This is a genomic window from Roseibium sp. M-1 (assembly GCF_054515675.1).
In genome coordinates this window covers 789,216-801,674 of the sequence record NZ_CM137257.1, presented here as the reverse complement: position 1 = coordinate 801,674, position 12,459 = coordinate 789,216, and the positions used below count along the sequence as shown (strand labels likewise).

General features: G+C 60.1%; 14 protein-coding genes. 2 read left to right on the top strand and 12 right to left on the bottom strand.

Features of this window, described 5'->3' with window-relative positions; translation table 11 throughout:
• Positions 1 to 37: 37 nt before the first annotated feature.
• Entirely contained in the window at positions 38 to 373 is a 336-nt protein-coding gene (gene yajC / locus ACX3M4_RS03695; RefSeq protein ID WP_459357249.1) for a preprotein translocase subunit YajC, read from the bottom strand.
• A 241-nt stretch (positions 374 to 614) separates the two neighbouring features.
• Between yajC and ACX3M4_RS03690 the strand changes: the two genes are divergently transcribed.
• Positions 615 to 1,487, top strand: coding sequence for an ATP-binding protein (locus tag ACX3M4_RS03690; RefSeq protein WP_459357248.1), 873 nt, complete (start codon positions 615 to 617; stop codon positions 1,485 to 1,487).
• A 63-nt stretch (positions 1,488 to 1,550) separates the two neighbouring features.
• Here the strand turns inward: ACX3M4_RS03690 and ACX3M4_RS03685 are convergent, their stop codons facing one another.
• The 10 genes from ACX3M4_RS03685 to nagZ form a co-directional block, all read right to left on the bottom strand.
• The gene (locus tag ACX3M4_RS03685) at positions 1,551 to 2,903 is read right to left on the bottom strand and encodes a peptidoglycan DD-metalloendopeptidase family protein (RefSeq protein WP_459357247.1); all 1,353 of its coding nucleotides are present in this window, start codon (positions 2,901 to 2,903) and stop codon (positions 1,551 to 1,553) included.
• A 360-nt stretch (positions 2,904 to 3,263) separates the two neighbouring features.
• The gene (locus ACX3M4_RS03680; protein ID WP_459357246.1) at positions 3,264 to 3,956 is read right to left on the bottom strand and encodes a protein-L-isoaspartate(D-aspartate) O-methyltransferase; all 693 of its coding nucleotides are present in this window, start codon (positions 3,954 to 3,956) and stop codon (positions 3,264 to 3,266) included.
• Between the two features lie 20 nt (positions 3,957 to 3,976).
• Positions 3,977 to 4,735 (bottom strand): 5'/3'-nucleotidase SurE, encoded by a 759-nt coding sequence (gene surE / locus ACX3M4_RS03675; RefSeq protein WP_459357245.1) that lies wholly within the window; start codon positions 4,733 to 4,735, stop codon positions 3,977 to 3,979.
• Between the two features lie 161 nt (positions 4,736 to 4,896).
• Positions 4,897 to 5,697, bottom strand: coding sequence for a twin-arginine translocase subunit TatC (gene tatC / locus ACX3M4_RS03670; RefSeq protein WP_459357244.1), 801 nt, complete (start codon positions 5,695 to 5,697; stop codon positions 4,897 to 4,899).
• Positions 5,694 to 6,182: a Sec-independent protein translocase protein TatB gene (gene tatB, locus ACX3M4_RS03665; RefSeq protein ID WP_459357243.1), complete on the bottom strand. Its 489-nt coding sequence runs from the start codon at positions 6,180 to 6,182 to the stop codon at positions 5,694 to 5,696. The genes tatC and tatB overlap by 4 nt, the downstream gene beginning before the upstream one ends.
• Before the next feature lie 53 nt (positions 6,183 to 6,235).
• A complete protein-coding gene (locus ACX3M4_RS03660) occupies positions 6,236 to 6,460 on the bottom strand; it encodes a twin-arginine translocase TatA/TatE family subunit (protein ID WP_459357242.1) in 225 nt (74 codons plus the stop codon).
• A gap of 131 nt (positions 6,461 to 6,591) precedes the next feature.
• Positions 6,592 to 7,731 carry an ABC transporter ATP-binding protein gene (locus ACX3M4_RS03655; protein WP_459357241.1) on the bottom strand — a complete coding sequence of 380 codons (1,140 nt, stop codon included), beginning with the start codon at positions 7,729 to 7,731 and terminating at the stop codon, positions 6,592 to 6,594.
• Positions 7,731 to 8,357 carry an SMC-Scp complex subunit ScpB gene (gene scpB, locus ACX3M4_RS03650; protein ID WP_459359357.1) on the bottom strand — a complete coding sequence of 209 codons (627 nt, stop codon included), beginning with the start codon at positions 8,355 to 8,357 and terminating at the stop codon, positions 7,731 to 7,733. The genes ACX3M4_RS03655 and scpB overlap by 1 nt, the downstream gene beginning before the upstream one ends.
• Before the next feature lie 70 nt (positions 8,358 to 8,427).
• Positions 8,428 to 9,267, bottom strand: coding sequence for a segregation and condensation protein A (locus ACX3M4_RS03645; RefSeq protein ID WP_459357240.1), 840 nt, complete (start codon positions 9,265 to 9,267; stop codon positions 8,428 to 8,430).
• 11 nt (positions 9,268 to 9,278) lie between these two features.
• A complete protein-coding gene (gene nagZ / locus ACX3M4_RS03640) occupies positions 9,279 to 10,298 on the bottom strand; it encodes a beta-N-acetylhexosaminidase (protein WP_459357239.1) in 1,020 nt (339 codons plus the stop codon).
• Positions 10,299 to 10,412: 114 nt separating this feature from the next.
• Here nagZ and ACX3M4_RS03635 point away from each other — a divergent pair, with 114 nt between their 5' ends.
• Positions 10,413 to 11,426, top strand: a complete 1,014-nt coding sequence (locus tag ACX3M4_RS03635) for an alpha/beta hydrolase (RefSeq protein ID WP_459357238.1) — start codon at positions 10,413 to 10,415, stop codon at positions 11,424 to 11,426.
• A gap of 19 nt (positions 11,427 to 11,445) precedes the next feature.
• Here the strand turns inward: ACX3M4_RS03635 and ACX3M4_RS03630 are convergent, their stop codons facing one another.
• Entirely contained in the window at positions 11,446 to 12,369 is a 924-nt protein-coding gene (locus tag ACX3M4_RS03630; protein WP_459357237.1) for a DMT family transporter, read from the bottom strand.
• Positions 12,370 to 12,459 lie beyond the last annotated feature (90 nt).

The following is a 12,459-nucleotide window of genomic DNA, read 5'->3' as shown; positions in this document are numbered from 1 at the left end:
CCGGCCCGGCGATATCATCGGAGCGGTGCCCGGAGGCTCAAGCGTTGTCCTTGACCGGTTCGGACTTGGACCGGACTTCCTGAACCATCGACCGGACGACGCGGACCTTCACACCCTCGGAGAGCTCGACTTCAAGTTCACCATCGCTGACAACCTTGGCAACCTTGCCGATCAGGCCGCCGGTGGTGACGATCGTGTCGCCGCGGCGCAGGTTGGAAATCAGCTCCTGATGCTGCTTCATGCGCTGGCGCTGCGGCCGGATGATAAGGAAATACATGATCGCGAAGATTGCCACGAAGGGCAGAAACTGGATCAACATGCCGGACGTACCCGAGGCACCGGCGGCCTGCGCATAGGCGGGGGTGATAAACATACACTTCTCCTAAGGGGGCGTTTCCCACCCTCCGGGCCATATTCGGTCCCGAAGAAAAACGCTCTCATTCTGGTGGCGCGGACTATAACGGCGGCGCGCCTGTTTTCAAGCTTTCACAAGCAGTTTCCGGCGTACCGGGATGGGAAAAACCGGCGTTTTCGCGCCTGCCCAGCCGTGTTACTCCTGCCACCACTTCGTTCCGGGCCTCACATGGGCCTTTTTAACAGGGCTTGCAAGAAGAATGAGTGCGCAAAACGATCTCTCGACCTTGAACGCCAAACTCGATTCTCTGATCGAGTTGATCGGGCGGGCCGTACCGCCATCACCGAAGGTACCGGACTTTGCAGCAGCAGACGCTTTCGTCTGGTCGCCGGATCCCGGTGAAGCCGTTGCGGTGGCGAAGGTCAACAGGGTCGACATCACGCTGCTTTGTGCCGTTGCCCACGTCCGCGACCTCCTGCTCGACAACACGCGCCGTTTCGCCGCGGGCCTGCCGGCAAACAACGCCCTGCTTTGGGGCGCGCGGGGCATGGGCAAGTCTTCCCTCGTCAAGGCCGCACACGCGGCAATCGGGCAGGAAAGCGGTTCAAGTGGCCTGAAACTCATCGAAATCCACCGCGAAGACATTGAGTCCCTGCCAAAACTCATGGCGTTGATCCGGACAGCTCCCTATCGCTTCATCGTCTTTTGCGACGACCTCAGCTTTGATCATGACGACACGTCCTATAAATCGCTCAAGGCCGTTCTGGAGGGCGGCATTGAAGGCCGTCCGGACAATGTCATTTTCTATGCCACTTCCAACCGCCGACACCTTCTCCCCCGGGACATGATCGAGAACGAACGCTCGACAGCCATCAACCCGGCGGAAGCCGTGGAAGAAAAAGTCTCTCTGTCCGACAGGTTCGGCCTCTGGCTCGGCTTTCACAAATGCAGTCAGGACGACTACCTGGAAATGGTGCGTGGCTATGCCGCACATTACGGGCTGGCATTGGAGGAAACGGAGTTGCGCGCCAAGGCGCTGGAATGGGCCACCACCCGCGGCAGCCGTTCCGGCCGCGTTGCCTATCAGTTCATCCAGGATCTGGCCGGTCGTCTCGGCAAAACACTGGCCTGAAACGGTAAAACCCGGCAGAGCCGGGTTTCACAAGATCAGTTTCGAGAGCTGTAGCGCCAGCTGTCAGCGCTTCGGCAGGTATTTCAGCGGATCAACCGGTTTGTTGCCCTGGCGCAGTTCGAAATGAAGCTGCGGCTGGTTGACCGAACCGGTCGCCCCGGCCAGAGCCACCACGTCACCGCGGCGGATCGTGTCTCCACGCTTGACCTTGAGTTCGCTGTTGTGGGCATAGGCCGAGACCCAGCCGCCGTCATGCCGCACCAAAATCAGGTTGCCGTAGCCTTTCAGTTCATTGCCGGAATAGATGACAGTCCCGTCGTCGGCCGAATGAACAGGCGTTCCTTCCGGAACGGCGAGGTTCACACCTTCATTCTTGCCGCCCCCCGGTTTCGCACCGAAATCGGATATGATGCGGCCGCGAACAGGCCAACGGAACTGACCGGTGTTGCCGTCGTCCTCTTGAACATTGGCAACGGTCGTCGGTGTCTTGATCGGTTCAGTCGGCTTTGCTTCCCCGGTCAGCGCCGGTTGCGGCAAACTGCTCGTGGAAACCCTGTCGGTCGGTGCAGCCGCAACTTCCTTCGGATTGGTGGACTGAGAGGCCGGTTGGCGAGGCGGCGCAGGAACACCGGACGTGGACGGAATGGACGCCGTCGTCAATTCCTGCCTCGAACCGCCGGGCTTGCGCTTCGGCAGAGTGCTGACCCTTGCAATTTCAACGTTCTCGACGGCAACCTGCCCCGTCTTGATATCGGCGAAGGTCGGCTGGGTACCCGACTTGTTGGCCGGCCGCGGCATGGTACCGACAGCGGTCGGCACCGACCCGGTTACAAGCCTGCCGTCTCCAGCGTTCGACCGGTTGCTGCCATCGTTATAGACGTAGGTCGGGATGATGATGTTCTGGCCAGGAGGAACGCGAGCCGGATCCTCGATCCCGTTGACGGAAACGATCGCTTCTTGCGGCACGCCATAGCGGCGCGACATGGCGGCAATGCTGTCCCCTTCGCGCAGTTGCACCAGCGTGCCACCGGCAGAAGTCCACCCCTTCCAGCTTCTGGCCGGACCAGCCGTTTCCGGCGCAGGCATGGTAGCGACAGGCGTTGCCTTTACCGGCGCAGGGTTCTGGGCAGACACGGTTGGAGCCGGCAACGGCGCTGACTGAACCGCCGGAGATCTCTTCGGTATCGAACCCGTAGTGACCGGCTGGCCTGCGGACTGCGGCAAACCGGCTGAGGTTCCGCCCGGTCCGTTGACGATATCCTGGTAGGTCGGCTGCTTGGGGGCGTTGCCAAGGATGTCACGCTGGTTCTGGGTGTTGCCCGTATAATACGGAGGTTCACCAAACCGCTCGACTGCGCTGGAACATCCCGCGAGGGCAATTGCCACAAGCGACACCGTCGCTGCCTTGCCTATCATATCCCCGCGGAGGGTACGCTTCCGCTTCATCATCGCCTTACTCAAACCGCTAACAATGGCTGTTATGGTTAAGAGTAGAAGCCAGTAAGGTTTATAAAGACTGAAGACCGCCGCGTGTTTCCGGAAAAAACGCGGAAACATCAGTATTTGAAGCGCCGGAATGCGGGAGGTTCCTGCAGATCATAGTAAATTCGGACAGGAGCAACGCTCATTCGGAGTTCCGCTGAGTTGTTGCCCAGAATCGGCTGCCCTCCGGTACGAATCGGCAGGCTCAGGACAGGAATCGATAGTTCAACCAAGCGCCAGCCCGTCTCGAAGGAGAGGTTGCTCCTGGCCATTCCGGACGGGAAAACGAAAATACTACAGCTTCTTCGCCAAACCGCGCTGCAACATCACCGTGCGCACCATCGTCAGGGTTTCCGCGGTCATGACGGTTTCGGTCTTCTGGAACCGGATAAGCGCCTGCGGTTCTTTCGCCTTGCCCACCGGGGCGATCAGGTAGCCACCGGGTTTCAGCTGCTGGACCCAACTGTCCGGCACTTCTTCCACCGCCGCAGTGGCGATGATGCGATCGAACGGGCCCTTCTGGCGCAACCCTTCGAAACCATCCAGCTGGCGGGCCTTGACGTTTTCCAGCTTGAGGGCGGCGAAACGTCGTGTTGCCAGCTCGGTCAAGGTTGCAAAGCGGTCCAGGGTTTCCACATGAGCCGCAAGATGCGCCAGGACCGCAGCCTGGTAGCCGGACCCAGTTCCGATCTCGAGAACCGCATGATCTGGCGCGACATTGAGAGCCTGTACAGCGAATGCGACCAGCGAGGGTGCCGAAACGGTTTGCCCGCATTCGATCGGCAGGGCAGCGTCCTCGTATGCAAGACTGTGATGGCGCGCAGACAGAAACAGACGGCGTGGAACGCGCTCGATCGCGGCCAGAACCTCCCGCGCTCCGACCCCTCGCCGCCTGAGGGCAAGCACCAGCGACGCGCGGGCTTCCGCTTCATCCGGCAGACCGGACGCCGCCGGTCTTTTGTCTGCGCCGGGCATCTGTCCGGCCATGCACCGCTCCCCGTTCGGGATTATTGAAGAGCCCCTGCAAGGTGAGTCACCATGTCATGGGCCGTCAGATCTATGCGTAGCGGCGAAACGGAAACATATCCATCCGCAATCGCCTGCAGATCCGAATTATCAAGCACGGATTTGCCCCGATCCTTGAAGCGCAGCCAGTAATAGGGAAACCCGCGGCCATCCGTGCGCTCGTCGATGAAAAGCCCGCTTTGCTCATGATGCCCCTGAACAGTCACCTTGACGCCTTTTACGCGGTCCGGCCCTCCGGCGGGAAAGTTGACATTGAGCAGCGTATAGGGCGGCAATTCGAAATCGATCAGCTTGCGGAAGAGATCCGGGGCATGGGTCATGGCCGTCTCGTAATCCGGCTCGCCGCGCACGTTCCAGTCATACGCCTGAGAGACGGCAATCGACCGGATACCCAGGATCGCTCCCTCCATCGCGCCTGCAACCGTACCCGAATAGGTGACGTCTTCCGCGAGGTTCTGGCCTCGGTTGATGCCGGACAGAACCAGGTCCGGCAATCCCGGCAGAACCTTGCGCACCCCCATGATGACGCAATCCGTCGGCGTACCCTTCAACGCAAAATGGCGGTCATCGATGCGGCGCAGGCGCAGCGGGTCGCTCAAGGTCAGTGAATGGGCGACACCGCTCTGATCGGTTTCCGGCGCGACCACACAGACATCGTCCGACAGGTTTTTGGCGATGGTTTCCAGCGCCGTCAGTCCCGGAGACTGTATGCCGTCGTCATTGGTGATCAAAATGCGCATGGATGTCCCGCTCCCGAAATAGACCAGACCGCGGCCCGGCAGTTGCCCCAACAGGTCCGAAAGATAGAAAAGAACGGCAACCTTATGTGATTGCCGTCCAACCGCAAATGCTCAATCACTTGAAGAAGGACCAAATCCCGGCAGACACCTGGAAGCCAGGATCAGGCGGCCGCATCCTCGGCTTCGCGCGCGGCTTCCTTTTCCGCCCGCTGGCGTTCAACCAGCCTGACTGAAAGAATGGAAATCTCGTAGAGAAGCAGGGTCGGCAGGGCCAGACCGATCTGGGAAATCGGGTCTGGCGGCGTAAGCACCGCGGCGGCGACAAAAGCGCCGACGATGGCATATTTCCGTTTCTGGCGCAGCGTTTCCGATGTCACCAGCCCTGCCCTGCCGAGCAGCGTCAGCACCACCGGCAACTGGAACACCAGACCGAAGGCAAAAATCAGGACCATGATGAGGCCAAGGTATTCGCTGACCTTGGCAAGGTGCTGAATGCCGACCTTGCCGGCATCGGCCATCTGTTCCTGGGACAGGAAGAATCCCATCGCCATCGGCATGACCAGGAAATAGACCAGGCAGGCACCGATCAGGAACAGGATCGGCGTCGCGACCAGGAAAGGCAGAAACGCACCGCGCTCATGTTTGTAGAGGCCCGGGGCCACAAACATGTAGATCTGGCTGGCAATGACGGGAAAGGCGAGGAAGAGCGCGCCGAACAGCGCCAGCTTTAGCTGGGTGAAAAACCATTCCTGCGGCGCGGTGAAGATCATTTCCACCGGATGGCCTTCACCGACGGCTCTGAGATACGGCACCGTCAGGATATTGTAGATGTCCGTTGCGAAATAGAAGCAGACAGCGAACATCACCAATATGGCTCCGATCGACCACATCAGCCGTTGCCGCAATTCGATCAGATGCTCGATCAAAGGCGCTTTTGAGGCGTCGATATCTTCCTGGCTCATGCCTTCACTTCTTCCGTCACCGGTTCCGCCGCCGCCTTTTTGGCTGGTGTGGCGGGTGTTGCTTCGGCAACAGCCGTTTCTTCAGGCGCCTTTTTCGCAGCAGGTTCGTCCTGAGATTTCGACGCCGTGTCAGCCGGAGCAGCCGACGCGGTCTCAGCCGGAGCAGCCGACGCGGTCTCAGCCGGAGCAGCCTTGGGCGTCTCCTTCTTTTTCGCCGTGTCTTCCTCGATCGACTTCTTCAAATCGCCGAGCGGATTGAAGTTTGCGGCCGTTTCGACCTGCTTCTTCATGTCGGCAATGTCCGCCTGCTGCTCGGCCTCGCGCAGGGCATCGTTGAAGGTCGACTGGAATTCGCGCGACAGCTTGCGCATCTTGCCGATCGTCTGGCCAAGCGTGCGCAGCATGCGCGGCAGATCCTTCGGCCCTACCACGATGATCGCCACACAGGCGATCACCAAGAGTTCGGTCCACCCGATATCGAACATGAGTTGTTCCGTCCCTTAAGGAGACGCGATGCAGATTGGGCGCGGCCCAGAGATCAGCTCGCTTTGGACTGATCTTCGGCTTTCACGGAAGAAACCGTTTCGCCGGTCTTGTGATCGATGGTCTTCTGGGCATCGGCGGTTTCGTCTTCGGCCATGCCCTTCTTGAAGCTCTTGATGCCCTTGGCAACATCGCCCATGAGGTCGGAAATCTTGCCACGTCCGAACAGCAGGATCACGACCACCGCGACGATCAAGATCTGCCAGATACTAATGCCCATTACGCCAAACTCCTGATTATGGGCTTTTCAGCCCTTAGGCCCTTATTACAAAAAGGGCCTCCTCCCTGCAACATGCGCGACCGGTTCATTTGCTTTACTTAGACAGAATGATTAACCGGGGGGACCATCTCCTAAAGTTGGGAAGGTTTCCGCGGAAAAACAAGCACGTCTTTCGGATCAGTCGTCACGGCGACATCCATACCACGTTCCCAGGGGCTGCCCGCACGCACCCTGGCTTGCAAGGGATGGTCGAGACCATCAACGGCAATCGACAAGAGATCGACCTCGCCGACGAATCGTTTCGAACGGATCCGGCCCGGCACACCGCAGAGCCCGGCCGTATTGAGAATAACGCCTTGCGGACGCACGCAGACATCCACCTTCTCGCCCTTGTTCAACCCTTCTGCCTTGAGGAGGCCGACGGGCGTTTCCACGCCTGCCGAGGTCACCTGCCCTTCCAGCTGGTTCAATTCGGAAAAGAACCTGGCGGCAAAAAGATCGACGGGTGCTTTGTAGAGTTCGGCTGCCGTTCCATGCTGCACGAGACGGCCGCGGCGCATCAGCGCGATGCGGTCGCCCATGCGCATCGCTTCTTCTGGGTCATGGGTGACAATGATGCAGGTCGCCCGCGTCTCACGGATCACTGAAAGCGTTTCATCGCGCACATTGTCTCGCAGGCGCTTGTCGAGGCCGGAGAACGGCTCATCCATCAGCAGGATGCCCGGTCGCGGAACCAGCGCGCGGGCCAGCGCCACACGCTGCTGTTCGCCGCCGGAAAGTGCATGCGGATAGTCACCTGCATAGTTCGCAAGACCGACCCGCCCGAGCGCACTCAAGGCCGCTGCCTGCGCCTCGCGTTTGGGCATGTTGGTCAGGCCGAACATGACGTTGGCAAGGATGCTCATGTGCGGAAACAGCGCATAGTCCTGGAACATCAGGCCGACACCGCGCTTTTCAGGCGGCATGAAGATCGTGTCGCCTGCGATCTCGCGTCCGTTGATCAGCACCTTGCCGCGGCTTTGGCGTTCGACACCGGCAGCTATGCGCATGAGGGTGGTCTTGCCGCAACCGGAATGACCGAGCAGGCACAGGATCTCACCCGGTGCAATCGCCAGGCTCAGGTCCTCGACGGATGTGACCCCGTCATAGTCGTGCGAGACATTTTCAAAGACGAGGCCAGCGGCAAACGTCGCACCTGCGGTTCCAGGCGCGCCCCAGCTCAACGGATGGCCGTTGCCATTGGCAAAACTCGACTTGTCGCGATCAGGCATCAGGTCTCGGCGGTCTCGCCCGCATCCTCGTCATCATCAAACAGAGACCCGTCTTCTAGAGGATCTTCATCCTCCGTCAATGCCGCATCGTCATTGGGGACAGGAACCAGGAACGAGGCCGGGATCGCGCTGTCGAGTAGTCCGGCTCCCTTGAGTTCTTCCAGACCAGGCAGATCGCGGACATTCTCCAGCCCGAAATGGATCAGGAACTGCTCAGTGGTGCCATAGGTAACCGGCCGCCCCGGCGTTCTTCGGCGTCCTCGCATACGGATCCAGGTCGTCTCCAGAAGAACGTCAAGCGTCCCCTTGGAAGTAGATACCCCACGGATTTCTTCAATCTCCGCCCTGGTCACCGGCTGGTGATAGGCGATGATCGCAAGCGTTTCGAGCGCTGCGCGCGACAATTTGCGCTGCTCCTCGACATTGCGGTGCATCAGGTAGGCGAGATCTTCGGCCGTGCGAAAGCACCATTTTCCGGCAAGCCGGACCAGGTTTACCCCGCGATTTGCATAGGTCTTCTGAAGCTGCTCCAGCAGCCCGAGCACATCGGTGCCTTCCGGCAGGCGCAGGGTCAGCTCTTCCAGGGAAAGCGGTTCTGACGACGCAAAAAGCAGAGCCTCCACCATGCGCAGACCGGAAAAGTCCGGATGGCGCGCCGGTGCTTCGTCGACCGGTTCGAGGTCCAGCGTTTCCGTCTCAGTGGTCATGATCGTCTTCCTTCACCACCGAACGGATATAGACCGGCGAGAAGGGTTCGCCCTGACGGATTTCCACCTGCCCCTCGCGCACCATTTCAAGGCTGGCGGAAAAGGTGCTGGCGACAATCGTTGCCCAGTCCTTGTTGTCATAGAGGTAGTCGCGCAGATAGGCATTGAGCGGTGCCCATTCGCTGATGCGGCCGACAAGTTTGGTCAGCAACTCGCGGGCTTCCTGCAGCGACCAGACCGTCCGGCGCAGCACCCTGACCGACGTCACCGACTGGCGTTGGCGCTGGGTGGCATAGGCGGTCAAGAGATCGTAGATCGACGCATCCCAGATGCTCTTGTGGTCGACGGACATGGTCTCCGGAGCCCCGCGGTGAAAGACTTCCCTACCCTGACGGCTGCGGGCCATCAGCTTTTCCGCGACCTCGCGCATGGCTTCCAGACGGCGCAGGCGGAAAGCAAGCGCGGCGGCAAGCTCCTCACCGGTCGGTTCGTCCTCGTTCTTTTGTTCCGGCAGCAGCAGCTTGGATTTCAAATAGGCGAGCCACGCCGCCATGACGAGATAGTCGGCGGCAAGCTCCAGCCGCATCCGCCGCGCCTCGGCAACAAATTCCAGATATTGCTCCACCAGTTGCAGGATCGAAATACGGACAAGATCGACTTTCTGGGTGCGGGCAAGTCCCAGCAACAGGTCGAGCGGACCTTCGAAACCTTCCACATCGACGACGAGTTGCGGGTCGGTGCTGGCCCGTTCTTCCGGCGCGCTGACGGAACTCAACAGATCGTAGGACCCGTCCTCGGCGACCTGCCTTCTGTTTTCCAATTCCGCCATTACCGCTCCGGTTATACGCCTTGCCAACCGGTCAAGGCTTGAAACTCCGTCCAGGCAGATTGCCTGTCAAATCCAGGTTCCGGCTCTTCGCGGCCTGCCAGCGCATCGGCACATCGCAGCTCGGACTTCCCCGCCAGTTCCGGCACCACATCCGCTACCGCACGCATCTCTTCCATGTCGCCGTTGCAGTGGAGGACGATATCGCACCCGGCCTGGATTATCTTCCGCGACCGCTCCTCGAAACTGCCGCCGAGCGCCTTCATCGAAATGTCGTCGCTCATCAGGCAACCGTCGAATCCGATTTCGCCACGAATGATATCGCCGATGACCCTGGCACTCTGCGTCCCTGCCGTGTGCGGATCGATCCCCTCGTATACAATATGGGCTGTCATCCCCAATGACACGCCGGAAAGAGCCTTGAACGGGCGGAAATCCACGCTTTCCAAAGAAGAATGATCCGCTTCGACCCTGGGAAGCTCCAGATGACTGTCCACGCGCGCCCTGCCATGGCCGGGGATATGCTTGATAACCGGCAGGACGCCACCTGCCAGCGCGCCGTCGGCCATGGCCCGGCCAAGTGCCGCGACGACGTCCGGGTCGCTGGAGAAGGACCGGTCGCCGATCGCATCGACCGTGTCCGGGAAGCGGACATCGAGACACGGCAGGCAGTCGATGGTGATGCCGAGCGCAAGAAGATCGTCTGCGATCAGGCGGGCACCGAGCCAGGCAGCGCGCAGACCTGTTTCCGTATTTTCTGCGAACAGATCTCCAAAGATTTTCGACGCCGGGTATTTCGGCCAGTGCGGCGGCCGGAACCTTTGCACGCGTCCGCCCTCCTGATCGACCATGACCGGCGCATCCGGCCGGCCAACGGCGTTCCGAAAGGCCGAAGTCAGTGCCCTCACCTGGTCCGGCGTTTCGATATTGCGCTTGAAGAGGATCAGCCCCCAGGGATTCTCGTCCCGGAAAAAAGCGGTTTCCTCGGCAGTGAGCGTCAGTCCGGAGCAACCGGATACAAAGGCTTTGATCATCAATCCGGCTTAGCTGCCGGATCGGAGGCCGTCAAGAAATGCCGGGGCTGCCCCTTGCGTGCCCACCGGTATCTTGCAATCTAGACGCCTGACCCAAGCTGATTGGAGCCCTTCATGCGCGCGCGTCTCGACATTCCGGCCGGCAGCCTGCACCGGTTTTCCCACAGATCCGAGATCCTCGGACGGAACCGGCTGGGCGACACGGCAACGCGCGAGATCGTCGTCTATACGCCGCACGGCCATGACGGTGCCGGATTGCCGCTATTGGTGGATATCGTCGGCTTCACTGCCGGGGGGCCTGCCCATGTCAGTTGGAAGAATTTCGGCGAGAATGTTCCGGAGCGACTCGACAGGCTCATTCGCGATGGCGACATGCCACCGGTTGTTGTCGCCTTTCCCGATTGCTTCACCCGCCTCGGCGGCAACCAGTATATAGACAGCGATGCCATGGGCCCCTGGGGCACCTGGCTCACCACCGAAATGCTCGAAGATGTCGAAAACCGCTTCAAATGCGGCGGTGCCGGCAAGCGCGGCATCTTCGGCAAATCTTCCGGTGGATATGGTGCCATCATCCACGCGATGAAGCATCCGGATGTCTGGTCCGCCGCCGCCTGCCATTCCGGCGACATGGCCTTCGACCTTTGTTATCTGCCGGAAATGCCGAGCGTCCTGAGAGCGATCGCCAAGGCCGGATCCATCGAAGCCTTCGTCAAGGATTTCGAGAAGGGTCCCAAATACCCCGGCAATTCCCTGCACGACCTGATGTCCCTCGCCATGGCAGCCACCTACGATCCGGATCCGGACCCGAATGTCTTCTGCGGCATCCGTTTACCAGTCGATCCGGAAACCTGCGAACTCATTGAAGAACGCTGGAACGCCTGGCTGAAATGGGATCCGGTTGAAATTGTGGACGATCATATCGACGCGCTGAAATCCCTGAAAGGTCTCTGGCTGGAATGTGGCGATGTCGATCAGTACAACCTTGTCTACGGCGCCCGCCGCCTGCACAGGAAGCTTGAGGCCGCGGGCGTCGAGCATGTCTATCAGGAGTTCAACGACAATCATTCGTCGATCGACTACCGGATGGACGAAAGCCTGCCGTTCCTCGCGGAAAAATTGAGCAGCTGACCCGGGAATTCAAGTTGCCTCAGGAAGCCCGGCGTCGATATCTGAAGGGATTGGGCAGCGTCAGAACCGCACCGCCTGCAACGATAAGCACCGCACCGAGAGCTGCGACGGGTGCCGGCACTTCGCCCCAGACTGCATAACCGAAGGCGGCCGACATAAGTACCGTGCCGTAATAGACCGGCGCCAGCGTCGCCGCCCCTGCCCGCCTGTAAGCAGAAATGTTGAACGCCTGACCGACGATTGCGAGCGGGCCCATCCAGGCAAAGGCGGCGATGCTGTTGAAAGACAGATCCGCCGACACGATCAGCCATAGCGCGGGGCCGGTCAGAAGAATGGCAGCGAAAACATTCACATAGGCCAGGATCGTGATCGTATCTTCCCTTTGGGCGATGTACCGCATGATCAGCGCTTCGCAGGCCATGAACACTGCAGCCAGCAGCGCAGCCGCAATTCCGGCCAGCGCATAATCGCCATAGCCACCATTGCTGCCGGCGGAGCGAACCACGAGATAAGCCCCCAGTGCGCACAGACCACCCGCCAGCCAATGCCGGCCGGTGACGACTTCCTTCAAGATGATCCCGGCCAGAGCAATCGCGATGATGCCCTTGGTAAGTCCGATCGCTGTCGCATCGGCGAGCGGCAGATAGCTGGCGGCGGTGATTGACGCTGCCAGCCCACCGACACCGCAGAAAGCGCGCAGTAGGTGCAGTCGCCAGAGGGGGCTGAGACGGCGTGTCAAAGGTACGCGGCGGACTGTTGCCACGGAGAGGATGGTCACGGCACCGCCCATAAACCGCAGCCAGACGAGAACCGTAACGGGCAGCAGCCCGTCGGCCAGTTTGCCGGCAGCAAATATCGGCGTGAAAGCCGAGAGGCCCACAATCGCCAGCAGAAGAGCCAGCGCGGTGTTATCGTTGCGTTGATAGATCGATTGTTCCGTCATGAGCCGTAGTCCTGGATTTCCGGCTACCTGATTACCACTACATGACAGGGTTCATCAGTCACGAATTGCCGATATCAGGTATGCAAATAT